16 protein-coding genes are annotated in these 16,636 nt (G+C 63.4%); 2 read left to right on the top strand and 14 right to left on the bottom strand.

Features of this window, described 5'->3' with window-relative positions:
* The 3 genes from EN955_RS17080 to EN955_RS17070 all read right to left on the bottom strand — a co-directional run.
* A partial coding sequence (locus tag EN955_RS17080) for a sugar ABC transporter substrate-binding protein (RefSeq protein ID WP_164769887.1) occupies nt 1-897 on the bottom strand: 897 nt, incomplete at its 3' end.
* Between the two features lie 66 nt (nt 898-963).
* Entirely contained in the window at nt 964-1,950 is a 987-nt protein-coding gene (locus EN955_RS17075; RefSeq protein WP_013530837.1) for an ABC transporter permease, read from the bottom strand.
* Between the two features lie 239 nt (nt 1,951-2,189).
* Complete coding sequence (locus EN955_RS17070; protein ID WP_024501553.1) at nt 2,190-3,653, bottom strand: DHA2 family efflux MFS transporter permease subunit; 1,464 nt, start codon at nt 3,651-3,653, stop codon at nt 2,190-2,192.
* A gap of 121 nt (nt 3,654-3,774) precedes the next feature.
* Between EN955_RS17070 and EN955_RS17065 the strand changes: the two genes are divergently transcribed.
* Both EN955_RS17065 and hutH read left to right on the top strand, forming a co-directional pair.
* On the top strand, nt 3,775-4,776 hold the full coding sequence (locus tag EN955_RS17065; protein ID WP_024501554.1) for an ornithine cyclodeaminase family protein: 1,002 nt from the start codon (nt 3,775-3,777) through the stop codon (nt 4,774-4,776).
* On the top strand, nt 4,773-6,254 hold the full coding sequence (hutH, locus tag EN955_RS17060; RefSeq protein ID WP_024501555.1) for a histidine ammonia-lyase: 1,482 nt from the start codon (nt 4,773-4,775) through the stop codon (nt 6,252-6,254). The genes EN955_RS17065 and hutH overlap by 4 nt, the downstream gene beginning before the upstream one ends.
* Nucleotides 6,255-6,263: 9 nt before the next feature.
* On the opposite strand, the gene purU is transcribed toward hutH, so the two are convergent.
* The 11 genes from purU to EN955_RS17005 all read right to left on the bottom strand — a co-directional run bounded on the left by purU (nt 6,264) and on the right by EN955_RS17005 (nt 16,635).
* The gene (purU, locus tag EN955_RS17055) at nt 6,264-7,145 is read right to left on the bottom strand and encodes a formyltetrahydrofolate deformylase (protein WP_024501556.1); all 882 of its coding nucleotides are present in this window, start codon (nt 7,143-7,145) and stop codon (nt 6,264-6,266) included.
* Nucleotides 7,142-7,942 carry a 3-methyl-2-oxobutanoate hydroxymethyltransferase gene (locus tag EN955_RS17050; protein ID WP_024501557.1) on the bottom strand — a complete coding sequence of 267 codons (801 nt, stop codon included), beginning with the start codon at nt 7,940-7,942 and terminating at the stop codon, nt 7,142-7,144. The genes purU and EN955_RS17050 overlap by 4 nt, the downstream gene beginning before the upstream one ends.
* A gap of 34 nt (nt 7,943-7,976) precedes the next feature.
* Complete coding sequence (locus EN955_RS17045; protein WP_013530832.1) at nt 7,977-8,291, bottom strand: MocE family 2Fe-2S type ferredoxin; 315 nt, start codon at nt 8,289-8,291, stop codon at nt 7,977-7,979.
* A gap of 11 nt (nt 8,292-8,302) precedes the next feature.
* Nucleotides 8,303-9,388, bottom strand: a complete 1,086-nt coding sequence (locus EN955_RS17040) for a fatty acid desaturase family protein (RefSeq protein ID WP_024501558.1) — start codon at nt 9,386-9,388, stop codon at nt 8,303-8,305.
* Nucleotides 9,389-9,434: 46 nt separating this feature from the next.
* Nucleotides 9,435-10,616, bottom strand: a complete 1,182-nt coding sequence (locus EN955_RS17035) for an aldose 1-epimerase family protein (protein ID WP_024501559.1) — start codon at nt 10,614-10,616, stop codon at nt 9,435-9,437.
* 16 nt (nt 10,617-10,632) lie between these two features.
* A complete protein-coding gene (locus tag EN955_RS17030) occupies nt 10,633-11,415 on the bottom strand; it encodes an ATP-binding cassette domain-containing protein (protein WP_024501560.1) in 783 nt (260 codons plus the stop codon).
* Nucleotides 11,412-12,392, bottom strand: a complete 981-nt coding sequence (locus tag EN955_RS17025; protein ID WP_032898639.1) for an ABC transporter permease — start codon at nt 12,390-12,392, stop codon at nt 11,412-11,414. Before EN955_RS17025 ends, EN955_RS17030 begins: the two co-directional genes overlap by 4 nt.
* 81 nt (nt 12,393-12,473) lie before the next feature.
* Nucleotides 12,474-13,418, bottom strand: coding sequence for a substrate-binding domain-containing protein (locus EN955_RS17020; protein WP_024501562.1), 945 nt, complete (start codon nt 13,416-13,418; stop codon nt 12,474-12,476).
* A gap of 64 nt (nt 13,419-13,482) precedes the next feature.
* Nucleotides 13,483-14,397, bottom strand: a complete 915-nt coding sequence (locus tag EN955_RS17015) for a sugar phosphate isomerase/epimerase (RefSeq protein ID WP_013530826.1) — start codon at nt 14,395-14,397, stop codon at nt 13,483-13,485.
* A gap of 55 nt (nt 14,398-14,452) precedes the next feature.
* Complete coding sequence (locus EN955_RS17010) at nt 14,453-15,538, bottom strand: Gfo/Idh/MocA family oxidoreductase (protein WP_024501563.1); 1,086 nt, start codon at nt 15,536-15,538, stop codon at nt 14,453-14,455.
* Nucleotides 15,539-15,573: 35 nt separating this feature from the next.
* Nucleotides 15,574-16,635 carry an ABC transporter ATP-binding protein gene (locus tag EN955_RS17005; RefSeq protein WP_024501564.1) on the bottom strand — a complete coding sequence of 354 codons (1,062 nt, stop codon included), beginning with the start codon at nt 16,633-16,635 and terminating at the stop codon, nt 15,574-15,576.
* Nucleotide 16,636 lies beyond the last annotated feature (1 nt).

Raw genomic sequence — 16,636 nt, 5'->3', positions numbered from 1 at the left:
CTGCAGCAGGAACTTGATGATGGCGTTCATGTCGCCCGACTGGCGAGCAAGATCGGTCATCACCACAGCGCCATAGGTGCCGTCGACCAGCTTGTCGCAATCGGCCGCCTTCTCGCCGCCGCCGGTGGTGACCAGGAACACCTTGCCGTCGAGTTTGGCATCGCGGATCGCGGCGGACGCGCCGGTGGCGTCGCCATCCCAGAAATCGATGATCGAGCAGATATCCGGGTTCTGCTGCAGCATCGTCGTCGTCACGTTGCGCGAGGTCGTCGCATCCCAGTTGGAATCGGGCTTGGCCACCACCTTGAAGTCGGGATTCTTGTCCAGCACCTTCATGATGCCGGCATACTGATAGAGGCTGGAGGAGTTCGCCTGGTCACCCTGCACAAGGCCGATCTTCTTCGACGAGTTCGGGCCGCAGCCCTTGATCGCCGCTTCGGCCTCGAGCTGGCCAAGCCGGTCCCAGTCACTGCCGATAAAGGCGTCGGCCGGGAAGTTGGCGGGATTGTCGACCAGGATGACATAGGTGCCGGCGGCCTGCGCCTTCTTCATCAGCTTGGAATAGGAGTTGAGGTCCGGCGCGTGGATGATTAGCACATCCGGCCTGGTGTCCGAGGAGATGGCGTCCGTGATCGCCTGCGCGCCGGCATCGACGACCCAGTTCGGGTCGCGCGTCTCGAACACGCCGCCCCAGGCCTCGACTTCGGTCTTCAGATAGTGCGCCCAGCCCTGCGCCAGGTCGAAGCCCATTGCCAGAGGCACCAGCATGACGCGCTTGCCCTTGAGCGCCTGCGCGTACGCAGCCGGGCCCGGATCGTCGGCGGCGAAGGTTGGCGCCACGAAGGCGGTGACAGCGAGCGCCGTGGCGGCGGCCATGAGTGTCTTGATCAGTTTCATGTCGGATCCTTTTGCTTTGGTCGTTGTTATCAGCGGCCGGCCCCAACCGTCCGCCGCAGTTCAGGTCTAAATGTCGCCCTGCTGGGCGGTCTGCTCGTCACGTGGATTGATGATGCCGTCGACGATGATGGCGCCGAGCAGGATCGCTGCCTTGATCAGGTTCTGGTAGAGCAGCGGAATGTCGATGATGGTCATGGCGTTGAGCAGGATGCCGATCAGTGCCGCACCGACCAGCACGTTGCGCACCCCGCCGCGCCCGCCGGACAGGCCGATGCCGCCGATAACCGCCACCAGCACGATATCGTAGAGCAGCGTCGAATTGACGACGCGGGTATTGATCGAATGCAGGCTGGCCGCCGTCAGCAGGCCGGCGACCAGTGCGACGAAGGCGGAAAGCACATAGCGCAGCACCAGCATCGGCCGCACCGGCATGCCGATGTTGCGGGCGGCCACCGGATTATCGCCGGCGAAATAGATATAGCGGCCCCATTTGGTGTAGCGCAGGAACAGGAAGAACAGGAAGGCCAGCCCTGCGAAGACGAAAACCTCGATGGGAATGTCGAGGAAGCGCAGGCCACCGAGCAACTCGACCCAATGGCCCTGCGGCACCGGCACGGCATCCTGCGTGATCAGTTGCGAGCGTACATAGCCGAAGACGAAGGAGCCTGTCGCCAGCGTCACGAAGATCGCCGGCACGTCGGCATAGGCGACGAGAAAACCATTGAGCAGGCCGATGGCCAGCACACCGGCCAGCACATAGGCGAAGGCAAGCCCGTCCGGCGTCCCCGAATTCAGCAGTTGCAGGTACCAGGCGACCGACATCGCCATGATCGCGACGGCAGAGAGGTCGATGCCGCGGCCGATGATGACCACGGCCATGCCGAGCGCAAGGATGCCCAGCACCGACACGGAGCGGACGATGGCGACGAGATTGTTGGGGTCGATGAAGCCTGGCAGGCCTATAGCCGCTGCAACGAACAGCACCACGGCGATGGCAAAGACAATGCCTTCCTGGTTCAGGCTCCTGAAATTTGGCCAGCCGATGGTGTTCATGTCTGCGTTTGCCCCGATGGCAGCGCTGCCATCCCTGGAAAGAACGCTAATCGGCCCAACGCCGGTTCGTCAAATGAATCCGCGCCCGGAACCCAGGCCGGCTGCGATATTTATCGAGTGGACGCATCGATTACCGAAGCTGGCGCAATGCGCGGAAAACTCTGCGCTTTTGGCAATTGGTTGCGCCATTGCGGCCGCACGCGAAAGCGCTGCACCAAGGCAAAGGGACAGGACGGAATTTATCTCCGCATCAGGCGGAAAAATCGATCTGAATTTCCCGGCGAGTGCCCGGAAACCTCCGCGCCCGCACATGGCGGGAGCACGAGAAAACGCAACGCCGCCACCAGCCCGATGGCGCCGATCACCAGAAAGGCTACTCGAAAATCCACAAGATCGAGAGCGGGGCGATCCCTGACGATCTGCGACAGATTAAGGATCGCCGCCGCCACCGCGACGCCAAACAGCATCGCCACCTGCTGCAGCATCGAGGACAGCGTCGCCGCGGAGCTTCGTTGCGACGCATCGATGTCGGCGAAGGCCAGCGTGTTAAGGGCGGTGAACTGCATCGAGCGCGACAGGCCGGCAATCAGCATCAGCGCCACCACCAGCGCTTGCGGCGTCTGCGGCGAGATCGCTCCGCAAGCCATGATCGAGGCCGAGGCGATGATGCCGTTGACGACCATCACTGAGCGGAAACCGAAACGGCGCAGCGTCGGCGTGGTCACCGTCTTCATGCCGAGATTGCCAAGGAAATAGGCCAGGATCATCAAGCCGGCATCGACAGGCGAAAGGCCGAAGCCAACCTGGAACAGCAGCGGCAGCAGGAACGGCGTGGCGTTGATCGCCACCCGGAAAATGGTGCCGGCGGCAAGCGTCGAGATGGCGAAGGTCAGCACCTTGAACGAGGAGAGATCGAGCAGCGGATGCGGCGCGCGCCTGAGATGGCGCACCGCCAGCCAGCCGAGGACGATGCCGGCTACGATCAGCAGCGCTGTCGGCAGCACGCCGTCCTCGGGATGCGCGATACGCTCGAGACCGTAGAGCAGCAAGGCAAGTCCCGCCGATGTCAGGAAAAAACCGGGCCAGTCGAGCGGCTTGGGGTCGGCCTCGCGGTCACCTGGGATGAAACGGGCGACCAGCGCCAGCCCGATCACGCCGAGCGGGATGTTGATGAAGAAATTCCAGTGCCAGGACAGATAGGTGGTGATGAAGCCGCCGAGCACCGGCCCGACCACCGGCGCAAACAGTGCTGGCCAGGTGATCAGCGCCGTGGCGTTGAGCAGTTCGGATTTCGGCGCATTGCGCAGGACGAGAATGCGCCCAACCGGCGTCATCAGCGCGCTGCCGAGCCCTTGCACGACACGTGCGGCGACGAACTGGGTCAGGGTTTGCGAGAGGCCGCAGGCGAGCGAAGCCAGGGTGAACAGGACGATCGCCAGCAGGAAGATGTTGCGCGCCCCGAACCGGTCGGCGAGCCAGCCCGACAGCGGCACGAACACCGCCATGGTCAGCATGTAAACGGTGATGCCGATGCTCATCGCCACCGGCGACACGCCGAAGGAGGCGCCCATCTGCGGCAGCGATGTCGAGATGATCGTCGAATCCAGCAACTGCATGAAAAAGGCGATGGCGACGATCAACGCCACGCGCCGCGCATGGGTGGCCGTTTCGGACAAGGTTGCGATCTCGGGAATGGCAGTCATGACGGAACCGGTTTGAACAGCATCTCCCCGGCGACGTCCAGAGACGTCGCAACAAACTTTCGTGTGCCGCCATGGCCTGCTATGGAATGGATGGGGCCGTCGAGGAGAGTATACGCGTAACATGAAGCCCATCTACATCGACTACCTCAATGCCCTCGATATCGATGCCCTTGCCATGACCGATGGCGAAATCATCGCCGCCGTCGAGGCTGGCCTGGTGGCGCAAGGCAAGGGCCAGACGGTGATCGAACCGCGCGTCCATCTCGAGCCGGACCCGTCCTTCCACGGCCATTTCAACGTGTTGCGCGGCTACGTCGCGCCGCTCGACACGGCCGGCGTCAAGATCGTCGGCGACTATGTCGACAATTACCTGCATGGCCTGCCTTCCGAATTCGGCATCCTCAACCTGTTCGACCCGCGCACCGGCGCGCCGCGCGCCATCCTCGACGCCACCGTCATCACCGACATGCGAACCGGCGCCGTCACCGCCATCGGCGCCAGGCATCTGGCGCGCAAGAATTCCAAGGTGCTGGCCCATATCGGCGCGCGCGGCACCGCCTACTGGAATGTGCGCCTGCTCGACCATCTCTTCGACTTCGACGAGATTCGCGTCCATTCGCGCCGCCCGGAAAGCCGCGACGGTTTTGCCGCCGGACTCTCCGCCGATCTCGGCAAGACGGTCACAGCGGTGGCCGACTGGAAAAGCTGCATCGAGGGCGCCGACATCGTCGTCGAGGCCTCGCGGCTGCCGGAGCCGCAGCCGTTGCTGAAGACCGAATGGATCAAGCCCGGCGCGCTGGTCGTGCCCTATGGCACGATGAGCGCGGTGGAACTGTCGTTGACTGACATAATGCAGAAAATGGTCGTCGACGATTGGGGCCAGTGCAAGGGCGGCAAGTTCGGCTCGCTACGCGCCCATGTCGAGACCGGGCGGCTGAGCGAGAAGACGCTGCATGCCGAGCTCGGCCAGATCGCCGCCGGCCTGAAAGTCGGGCGCGAAAGCGACGACGAAACGATCCTGTTCTGGCATCGTGGCCTGTCGCTGTCTGATATCGCGTTGGGCAAGGCGATGCTGGCCAAGGCGCAGGCGCAAGGCATCGGCCAGAGACTGCGCTTCGCATGAGCGCGCTCGTCCTCACCGGAACCGGCGTCGGCGTCGGCGATGTCGCTGCGGTCGCCCGCGATGGGCGCAAGGTGGAGATCGGACCCGATGTCATCGGCAGGCTTGAGAAGGCACGAAGAGTGCTCGACCAGGCTGCAGCGTCCGGCCAGCAGATCTATGGCTTGAACACCGGGCTCGGCGCCAATCTCGGCACTGCTGTAGAGGGCGATGCCGGAGCCTTCCAGCGCCAGTTGCTGGAGGGACGCAGCGGCGCCGTCGGCGAAGGATTGCCGGTCGATGCCGTGCGGGCAAGCATGGCCGCGCGTGCAGCGATGCTGTCGGTTGGCGGATCCGGCCTTTCGTCTTCCGTCTTCGTTGCTTTGCTCGACGCGCTCAATGCCGGCGTCCATCCCGTCATGCCCTCGCTCGGTTCGATCGGAGCCGGCGACCTGGTGCTGATGACGGCACTCGCCCGCATGCTCACCGGCGAAGGCGAAGCCGACTATCAGGGCCGTCGCATACCGGCGGCCAAGGCGCTGATGATGGCGCGCCTCGCCCCGATCAGCCTGGCGCCCAAGGACGGGCTATCGCTGATCAACGCATCGGCGGTTTCCGCCGGCAGCGGCGCACTTGCAGTGACGGATGCCCTCACTGCCCTGGCCCAGCAACAGCATGCCGGGGCTTTGACCATGGAAGGTTTTGGTGCCAACCGCACCATCCTCGACCCGCGCCTGCATATGGCGCGCCCGGCAGCCGGCCAGCAGGAAGCAGCCAAGGTGCTGCACAATCTGCTCGTCCGAGACGACGCGCCGGCACCGACCACCTTGCAGGACCCGCTGTCGATCCGCTGCATGTCGTCGGTCCATGGCGCACTGATCGAGGCGATCGGCCAGGCGAGACAGGCTGTCGAGATCGAGCTCAACGCCGCCGCCGACAACCCGCTGGTGCTGGGCGATGATGAACTGGTACTGTCGACCGGCAATTTCCACACCGCCGCACTGGCGCTCGCCTTTGAGACGCTCGGCCTGGCGATCGCCCAATGTGCCGCGGCCAGTGCCGCGCGCTTCATCCAGCTCACCGGTTCGGGCCGCAATGGCCTACCGAAATATCTGTCGCCGGTCGGCGGCGCCTCCGCCGGCTTTGTACCGCTACAGAAGACAGTGACCTCGATCCTGGCCGCCATCCGCCATAAGGCCAATCCGGTGATGCTCGACTTTCTGGCCGTGTCGGAGGGCGTCGAGGATCACGCCACGCAGACACCTCTGGCGGTTGCGAAATGCGCAGGGATGATCGCGCTGTGGCGGTGGCTGATCGCCTTCGAATTGATGGCCGCCGCGCAGGCCGTCGACCTGCGTGACGGCTTCACACTGGCGCCGCGCACGGCCGCACTTCACGCGGTGATACGCGCTCTCGTCCCCATGCTGAAAGAGGACCGGCCGCTCGGTATCGACGCCGAAGCGCTCTACGCCGCGCTCGCCGGCGGAAATTGGCCGGCCTGACGCGGCTTCTCAGAAGGCGACGGTCTTGTGGCCGTTAAGCATAACGCGGGCTTCGAGATGCAGCTTGACGGCGCGCGCCAGTACCCGGCTTTCTATGTCGCGCCCGACGGCGACGAAATCCTCGGCGCTCATCGCATGGGTGACGCGTTCGGTCTCCTGATCGATGATCGGGCCCTCGTCGAGGTCGGAGGTGACGTAATGCGCCGTCGCACCGATCAGCTTGACGCCGCGGTCGAAAGCCTGGTGGTACGGCTTGGCGCCCTTGAAGCTCGGCAGGAACGAATGGTGGATGTTGATCGCCCGTCCGAACAGCCGGTCCGACAGACCTTTTGAAAAGACCTGCATGTAGCGCGCCAGGATGACCAGTTCGGCCCCTGTCCGCTGCACCAGGTCCAGCAGCTTCTGTTCCTGTTCGGCCTTGTTCTCCTTGGTGGTCGGCCAATGGTGGTAGGGAATGCCCTCCAGCTCGGCGAAGCGGCGGGCATCCTCGTGGTTGGAGACGACGGCTGCAACCTCCGCGTTCAGCCAGCCGACCCTGATCTGGTACAGCAGATGGAGAAGCGCGTGGTCGAACTTGGAGACCATGACGATGATCTTCGGGCGGCGTCCCTGATCGACCAGCGCGGTCTTCATGCCGAAGCGATCGACGCTTGATTCCAGGGCCCGCTCCAGACTGTCCCCGGTCGAGCCTAACGGGCTGATGAAGGCGATCCGCATGAAAAAGCGATTGGTCTGCCGGTCCCAGAACTGGCTGCTTTCGGCGATGTTGGCGCCGTTCGCGGCAAGCTCCGCCGTGACGGCGGCGACGATCCCCGGCCGATCCTCGCAGGAAAGCGTGAGAATATGAACCGGCGCGGCCTCGTCCGTCGCATCATTGCCTTGAGATTTCACGCCCCGTCGACCCTCTTCATGAACAGGCTGAGTTCAGCCGGATCCATATGCACCACATGCCTGTCTTCGGGGTAGGCGAGACTGTTCACGTCGGCAACATATTCCGAAAACGCGGCGATACGCTCGGCCTGCAAACGATCATATTCGGCGGCGAAATTGCGATACACCTTGGAATGACGGGGCATGTGGCCACGGTTCTGGCCGAGAATGTCGTCGGCGAACAGATATTGCGCATCGCAACCGGTACCCGCTCCCATCGACAGCATGATCAGCGACGTCCGCTCCGAGATCGCCTTGGCCACCTCGACCGGCACCACCTCGATCTCGGCGCCGATGGCGCCTGCGGCCTCCAGCTGCTTCACCGCCGCGAAGACCTCCATGGCGGTGTCGGCGGTCTTGCCGACCGCCTTGAAGCCGCCAGTCCAGGTCGCCCGTGACGGGATCAGCCCGACATGGCCGATCACCGGGATATTGTCATCGGCCATCCGCTTGATCGTGGCATAGCCGGCGCTGCAATAGACCGCGTCGGCGCCGGCCTTGTAGAGCCGGAAGGCCCAGCGCACGAAATCGTCCGCCGTGCCGATCTCGTAGAAATTGTCGCCCGGCATGGTGAACAGGCTAGGCGCCGCGTCGCGGTACTCAGGGTTGAGCACCAATTCGGGCGGCACCGAGACGATGTCGACCCCTGCGCGCTCCGCGGCCTCGGCCTCGTCCATCGTCAGCACACGCAGCATGGTCAGCTGTCGCTTGCCCTTCATGGCGCGCAAATCCGCCACCGTCGGTCTTTTTCGGCTCATCAAAAGGGTTCCCTCAGTTGCATTCGGCGGCAGGTCAGCCGATCTGGATCATCACTTTGCCAGCCTCGACCTTCACTGGATAGGTGGCGAGATTGACGCATACCGGTGCGCCTCGAGCCACGCCCGTCTTGTAGTTGAAGCGGCCATTGTGCTTGGGGCATTCGATGATGTCGTCCATCACCAGCCCATCGGCCAGATGCGCCTTCTCATGCGTGCAGTACCCGTCGGTTGCGAAGTACTCGTCATCGGGACTGCGATAGATGGCGAAGGTACGGCCGCCATGATCGAAGCGGATGACATCCTCTTCCTCGACATCGTCAACGCCACACGCTTCAACCCAGTCGGCCATCTGCTTCTCCCCTATTCCGCCGCAGCCGGAACGGTCAGTGCATGGAATTCGTCCCGATACGGCCGCGCCGTCGGCGGCAATTCACGTTTGAGGAAATAATCCTCGTACTGAAGCTGCTTCAGCAGCACCGGCCAGACCTCGCGATAGGCATGCCACATCGAAGGGTTCGGCTCGGGCAGATCGTGCTTGATCAATTCGTGCAGCCTCGGCAGCGCGTGATAGGGCACCATCGGGAACATGTGATGTTCGACATGATAGTTCATGTTCCAATAGATGAAGCGGCTGATCGGGTTCATGTAGACGGTGCGCGTGTTCAGCCGGTGGTCGGTGACATTGTCGGCCAGCCCGATATGCTGCAGCAGGCCGGTCAGCACCATGTGCCAGCTGCCGTAGAGGCGCGGCAGGCCGATCAGCACCAGCGGCAGGAACGACCACAGATAAAGCGCCAGCCCGATCGCCCCGACATAGATGGCGACATGCCAGCGCGCGGCTGTGACCACCTTGTGAAGCTCCATCTCGGGAATAAAGCTTTTCTCGTCCGGCGAGATGCTGCCGAACGCATTGCGCACCAGCGTCGGCAGCGAATAGCGGAAATCGAGAACACCGGTGAAGGCGAGTGCGGCGCGCAGCAGGTCCGGCGGACGCATCACCGCGATCTCGGCGTCGCGGCCGACGATGATCGTGTCGGTGTGGTGGCGGGCATGGCTCCAGCGCCAGGTCACCGGATTGCGCATCAGCATGAAGCTGGCGATCTGGTAGACGGCATCGTTCATCCAGCGTGTGCGGAAGGCGGTGCCGTGGCCGCACTCGTGCCAGCGCGAGTCGCTGGACGAGCCGTAGAGCACGCCATAGACGAGCAGAAACGGCACCACCCACCACGTGCCCCAGAACCAGGCGATCCCGGCGGCGGAACCCAATATGGCAACGATCCAGATGATCGTGTCGCGGATCGCCGGGCCGTCCGAGCGCTGCATCAGCTCTTTCATCGCCTTGCGCGGCACATCGGTGTGATACCACTCGGCCGAGGCCAGCCCGGTCTCGATCGCGATGCGCGTGCTTTCCCCGACCAGGCTGTAGTCGCGCTTTTTCTCCGTCACATCGACCTCCGATTTCCGGCCCGCCAGCCGGAGCGTTCGTTTCGCCTCATGCCCTGTCCGCCAATCCCGGAAAATTTCCCGACGGCGCAGGATAATCCTGTTGCGGCTGCCTTGCGATCGACGCGATCTTCGCTTCGGCCTCGGCGATCGCGCCGGCGCCGTCGAGCACCCGGAACACCGCGTCGTAAGAACGGCTTTCACTATGCTCCAGCCAGATCATCTCGCCCCGCTCGCGCGCCGCGAGATTGCCCAGCACATGGTGTGTCGAGGGCTCTATGCCCAGCGCATACTGCCCCGCCTGAAAATTCTGCCATTGATATGCGCAAGGCAGCTGATCCTTGCGCGTCACCACTTCGAAGCCGAGCCCGAGCTGATCGTTGACCACTGCCACCGGCACCTCGCCATTGGCGTCCGCCGCCATCTCGTGCTGCCAGACCTGCTCGCTGAAACCCGATTGCGGCGCCGGCATCGTGCGGTAACCCACCTTCTGCGCCTGGTAGCGCTCGCCGGCATGGCCGGCCCAGACGACGTCGCGGATCGGCGCCAGATAGCGCGAACCCTCGTCGAGCAAGGGATGGCTGACATTGACGTGGTAAAAATACATGTGCGGCGTGCGGTTGAAACCGTGGTTGACGACGCGATCCGACAGCCGGATCTCGTTGCCGCCGACATCGGCCTCGATACGCCGGATCAGATGCAGATCCTCGCCGAACACTGCCGATTGCTGCACGGTGCCTTCGGCCCACAGCACGCAGCGGTCGCCGTCCCAGGTCTCGCCATAACCGGTCAGCCGCGCCGGAATGGTGCCGACGCGGCCATGCAGCGAATGGATCACGGTCTTCCTGCCCGGGTAGTTGTAGCTATCGGCCGGCACTTCTTCCCGGCCCAATATGTGGTCGAGGCCGCAGGTGACAAGCAGCCCTGAAAACGAACGCGCCCAGGCGAGCCCCCCTTCCCCCTCATAATCGTGCAGACCGGGGTTGCGAAAGCCGCTCGGCGAATGCCAGCCGATCGCCTGGCCCTTGAAGTCGCAATCGGCGATGTCGAGCGCCCGGTCGACCAGCGCCGTGAAACGCAGGCCCGAGCCGGTGCGGAACTCGAGCATGCGGATGCCGCGTTCCACGCCGTCGCCAAGCGTCATCAGCCGCACGCCGGCAAATTGCGACAGCATGCCCGAACGTTCCGACACCTGCCGGCGCGAAAGCGTCTTGCCGTAGAGTTCTACCATGTGACGGCCAACTTCTTCACTTCGCTCTCGTCTCTTTCAGCAGGGCCGACATATCGGCGCCGGTGATGATGCTTTCCACGGTCAGAAGATCGGTATCGGCAACCGTCTGCTCGGCGACGATCTCGCCGCGGCGCATGACGATGATGCGGTCGGCGACCTGGAACACGTGATGGATGTTGTGGGTGATCAAGAGCACGGAATGACCGGCGTCACGCACCTCCTTGACGAAGCGCAGCACGCCATGGGTTTCCTCGACACCGAGATTGTTGGTCGGTTCGTCGAGGATGATGACCTTGGCGGCGAACTGCATGGCGCGAGAAATCGCGATCGACTGCCGCTCGCCGCCCGATAGCGTCGAGACCAGCGCATCGGCGTCGAGTTTTTTCGAGATGCCGACGCGCTTCAACAGCGCCGACGCCGCGTCTCGCAATTTGGCGAAATCGAGCGGCGCGAACACGCCCAGCCATTTCAGCTTGACCGGCTCGCGCCCAAGGAAAAGATTGCGCGCGATGCTGAGATCCGGCGCAAGAGACGTATCCTGGTGGATGGTCTCGATGCCGAGGTCCATCGCGTCGCGTGTCGAACGGATCGAAACCTTTTCACCGCGCACATAGATGTCGCCACGGTCGATCGGAAACACACCGGAAATCGCCTTGATCAGCGTCGATTTGCCGGCGCCGTTGTCGCCGAGCAGGGCCACCACCTCGCCTTCCTTGAGGGCAAAGGACGCATTCTTCAGTGCGCGGACGCTGCCGAAGGATTTTTGCAGATTCTGCAGCCGGAGAACTTCCATCGTCAGCCCCTTGCGGCGTTCTTCTGCAGCAAAGCGTGCAGGATGAGCATGGCGAGGATGATCAGGCCGACGAAGATGTTGTAGGCGAGGCCCGGCACGCCGATCAGCACAATGCCGTTGCGGATCGCGCGCAGCATCAGCGCACCGACGATGGTGCCGAGGATCGTGCCGCGTCCGCCGGTCAGCGCCGTGCCGCCGACCACCACCATGGCGATCACTTCGAGCTCGTAGCCGGTGCCGGCCACCGGTGAAGCGGCCGAAATGCGGAAGGCGCTGATCATGCCGGCCAGCCCCGCCAGAACCGAAGTCAGGATGAACAGCCACACCTTGACGGCGTCCGCCGGCACGCCACGCGCCACCGCCGCGTTGCGGTTCGAGCCGATGGCGCTGATCCAGTTGCCGAGCTTGGCATAGCGCAGCACGTAGATTGCCAGCAGCGAGAGACCGATGAACCACCACAGCGAGGTGTAGAACCGGAACGAGCCGACATTGAAGCTGCCGGCCAGCAGCGTCACGAAAAAACCCGGCTGGTCCCAGGATTTCAGCGGAAAGCCCTGCGTGATGTAGAGCGCTGCCCCACGCACCACGAGCAGCATCGACAGCGTGACCAGGAAGGACGAAATGCCGATCTTGGTGACGATCAGCCCGTTGATGGCGCCGATGGCGATGCACAGCAGAAGCCCGGCCAGAAGGGCGACACCTATATCCACGCCGCCGTTCTGCACCAGGAGCATGACGATGACCGGCGCCAGCCCGAACACGGCGCCGACCGACAGGTCGAACTCGCCCGCCGTCAACAGCAGCGTCATGCCGAGCGCGATGATGCCGAGCTCGGGCAGGAACGCCATCATGTTGGAGATGTTGAGCGGCGACAGGAAATTGGCATCGGCAACGGCGAACACCGCGAGCAGGACAATGAGGATGACGAGCGAGGAGAATTGCGGCGAGCGCATAAGGCTCGATCTGCGTTTCCCGACAGGCATTTCGTCTTCTGCGGCGATCATCATGACTGCTTGAACCATGCTTTGAAGAGACGCCCGCAGCTTACGCCGCGGGCACCGTTTTCACTTCGTGTCGTAGAGTTTCAGGATCGGTTCGACGCTCGAGGCGTCGTAGAGGCTGAACGTATGGATGTCGTAGCCGATCGGCTCACCCGAAGCGGCGAGCCCGAGCAGCGCCACCGGCATGAAGCCCTGCGCAGACGGGAACTGCCAGGCGGCCGCATTGACGAAACCGGATTTGACGGCTTCCGCGGTTTCCTTGGAATTGCCCCAGCCGACGACCGGGATCTTGCCGGCCGGCACGCCGGCGCCGTCGAACACCCGCTTGACGCTGGCCGCGACGGAATCGCCAAGCGCGATGATCGCCGGCGGATTGTTGGCCACCATGTAGTCGGTCATCTTGGCAATGATGCCGGCCGGGTCGGTGCCGCAATCGACCACATCATATTTGATCCCCAACGGATCGAAGACGCTGGCGATGCCTTCGGTCTCCAGCTGCTGATAGCTGGCGCCGGGCACTTCCACCGGCAGGAACACCTTGTCGCCCTGCTTCACCATCTTGTGGTCGACAAGATACTTGGCCCAGATGACCCCCGCCTCCTTGAGATCGGCGCCGACATAGGCCTGCCGTCCGGTCGCCGGATCGTCTGTGTTGAAGAACACGATCGGGATGCCGGCTGCCTTGGCCGCCTTCACCTCTTCCGTCCACAAGCCCGGCTGGGCCGACGTGGTGGCGATGCCGTCGGGCTTGGCCGCAAGCGCGGAATTGAAGGCCTCCTTCTGCGCCGCCATGTCGCCGCCGCTGAATGAGATCTTGCAGGTCACCTTGAGCTGGTCGCAGGCTTTGGTCGCGCCGGCATTCCAGTCCAGCCAGAACGCATCCGACGGACCGCCATGCGACAGCAAGTAGAACGTCTTCTGGCCATCCTGCGCCATTGCCGGCGCGCTCAACGAGACGCCGGCGAGCAGCGTTACGGCAGCCGCCAGTTTCAATGCGAATTTCAACATTTTTTCTCCTCCCTTACTTTGGAACCGAACCGCGCCGCCGCGAACCAGCGGCGCGAGAAGGCCGTCACAGACCGTTGGCGCGGAACTTCCCGTCGAGGAATTTCTTGGCCCTCGGCACGTCGTCTTCCGAGAGATGCTCGATGATCACCGGGATGTTCGGATGCTTTTCCGCCAGCCGCTGGAGATAGAGGTCGTAGTTCAGCGAACCGAGGCCCGGTGCCGGCAACTCGATCTCACCGACGCCACGGAATGTATGGCTCTCCAGCGCGTCCTCGTCGCCGATATCGGCGTGCTTCTCGGACTTGTCGCCGCCCGAACGCTTGACGTCCTTGGCGTGAGCTATTCTGATCTTGTCGGTCAGCGTGTCGAACACCTGGTTCAGGATCTGGTCCATCCTGTCGATGTTATGCGTCTCGAAATAATTGGTCGGGTCCATCAGCAGACCGAGGCCGGGGTGATCGACCTGCGCGAACATCTTGACCGTCTCCTCGACCGAGCCGACGACGTTGTTGACATAGGTTTCGAGCAGGAAGACCGCGCCGTGGTCATAGGCCGTCTGGGCAAGGTCGGCGACCACCTTGCGGCATTCCTCGAACCCTTCCTCGGTCTTGTTCTTGGGGTGATGCACCCAGTCGGATTCGGTGTTGTAGGTGCCGGTTTCCGAGATCACATACGGGCTGCCGAAATGGCGGGCGTTGCGGATGATCTCTTTGAGGTAGCCGACGCGCTTGTCGCGCTCGGCCTTGTCCGGGTGGATGATATTTGTGTAGCCGGAAATGCAGCACACCGGCAGGTGATGATCGCGGAAGACGTCGCGCACCTTCTTGGCCTTGTCCTTGGTGATCTGCCCGGCCGACAGGTCGACATCCTTGAAGTGGAGGTCGAGTTGCACCGTGTTGAAATCGAGCCCGCGGATTTTCTTCGCCGTCTCTTCGAGGCCGTACGGGAAATAGCCCGTGAAAATACCTGCCTGCATCATGGTGTGAATTCCTCCCTGTAAGCGATTCAGTTGTCTGGTGTTTCAGCTGCGGTGATCAGGTAGCGATTTCGGAAAGCTTGACCGTGCGGCCCTCGTCGATCGAGCGGTAGCCCGCCTCGACCAGCGCCATGGTCTTGACGTTGTCGGCGACCGACAGCGCCGGCGGCGCGCCGGTCTTCACCGCGTGCTGGAGCTGCTCCATCACGCCGATGAAGGCATGCGGGAACCACATCGTGTCCCAGCTCGGGCTGACCCATTCGCCACGGGTCGTCTCGGTCGAGGCGTAAGTCAGCGTCGAGGCAGCGCCCGTCGGCCAGCCGATGGTGCCCTTCGCGACCCCCTTGCTGCCGTCGACGCGCCAGTTGATGTGCTGGTCGTCCTTGTAGCCATCCTGGCGCGGACCCGACCAGACATCCTCCAGCGACACGGCAAGCACGCCGGACGGGAAGCGCAGCGTCGACACGGTGATCCCGTCGGAATGGTCGAATGTCGTGCGCGGATCCTTGCGTGTCAGGGTGGTGATCTCAGAGGGGTCGCCGAACAGGAAGCGCAGCACGTCGAGATGATGCACGCTCATATTGGCGAGCGTCAGCCGGTCATAGTCCTCGAGGAAGCTCTGCCAATGCGGGATGGCGTGCATGTCGATCTGCGCGAAGACGATGTCGCCCAGCGCGCCGCTGTCGATGATCTGCTTCAAGACGCGCATCGATTGGTCGTAGCGCATGTTCTGATTGATCGAGAGGATCTTGCCGGCCTTGGCCGCCTCATCGCGCAGCTTGACCGCTTCCTCGACTGACAGCGCCAGCGGCTTCTGCGCCAGGATCGCCTTGATATGCTTCTGCCTCAGCGCGTGACGGATCAGCGCCGGCTGCAGGTCGGGCGGGAAAGCAAGGTCGATGATCTCGACATTTTCGTCCTCGATCAGTTTTTCCGGTGTGTCGTGGACGGTCGGAATGCCCCAGCGCGTCGCCACCTTATCGGCGCTGGCCCTGGTGCGCGAGGCGATTGCCACCACCGGGAACCCGGCTTCCTTGTAGGCGGCGAGATGGCACTCGGCCATGATCATGCCTGCGCCGACACAGCCGATCTTGTATTCCTTCGTGCGGACCTTCACGTCCGGCTCGAAGCCTTTGCTTGCCATCTCTTCCTCCCGAAACTCTTTCCTTGCGGCGGCCGTCATCGTGCCAACGCCCCGCCGCTCTGTTCGAAATAATGCACTCTGGCCGGCTCGCAGGATATCGCCACCATGGCATCCGGCCGGATGTCGGGCTGGCCGCGCAGCAACGCCTTCAGCCGCGCCTGCCCGGCAGCGAGCGTCACCACGGTGTAGCCGCCAAGCGGCTCGACCTCGAACACTCGCGCCGGGCGGCCCGGGCCCCCGTCCGCCCACGGTCTGACCTTGATGTCCTCCGGCCTCAGCCCGATCTCCACGGCGTCGGCGGGCGCTGTCTTGTCGTCGATGCGGATCGTGCCTTCAGCCGCTTCGACACCGCCCTCGCCACGCGCCGATCTGAGGATGTTCATCATCGGCGAGCCAAGTAGCCTTGCTACATAGGTGCTGGCCGGGCGGTCGTAAATCTCTGCCGGCGTACCGATCTGCCTGATCTTGCCGTCCTCTAGGATGGCGATGCGATCGGCGACCGACATCGCTTCTTCCTGGTCATGCGTGACGTAGATCAGCGTCTTGCCGAGTTCGCGCTGGATGCGCTTCAGCTCGACGCGCGTTTCTTCGCGCAGCCTGGCGTCGAGCGCCGAGATCGGATCGTCCATCAGATAGGCATTGGGATCGCGCACCAGAGCCCGGGCGATCGCCACGCGCTGCCGCTCCCCGCCCGAAAGCTGTCCCGGCGGCTTGTGCAGGATATGGCCGATATGTAGCTTCGCCGCGACGTCGGTGACCCGCCGCTTGATCTCGGCCTCGGCGACCCGGCGTTCGACCAGGGGAAAGCGGACATTTTCGAGCGCGCTCATATGCGGAAACAGCGCCAGGTTCTGGAACACCATCGCCACGTTGCGCTCGGCCGGCGACATCGCGTTGACCGGCCTGCCTCCGATCAGGATTTCCCCGGTGTCAGGTGTCTCCAACCCGAGCACCAGGCGCAGGATGGTCGACTTGCCCGACAGCGGCGGACCGAAGAAGCAGAAGAACTCATTGTCGTTGACGGTGAACGAGGCGTCGTCGACGGCGAGTGTATTGCCGTAGCGTTTGGTCACATTACGGAAGACGATATCGGCCATC

This window comes from Mesorhizobium sp. M7A.F.Ca.CA.001.04.2.1 (genome assembly GCF_003998485.1).
In the GTDB taxonomy this organism is placed as follows: Bacteria; Pseudomonadota; Alphaproteobacteria; order Rhizobiales; family Rhizobiaceae; genus Mesorhizobium; species Mesorhizobium ciceri.
This window is presented reverse-complemented; position numbering and strand designations above follow the sequence as displayed.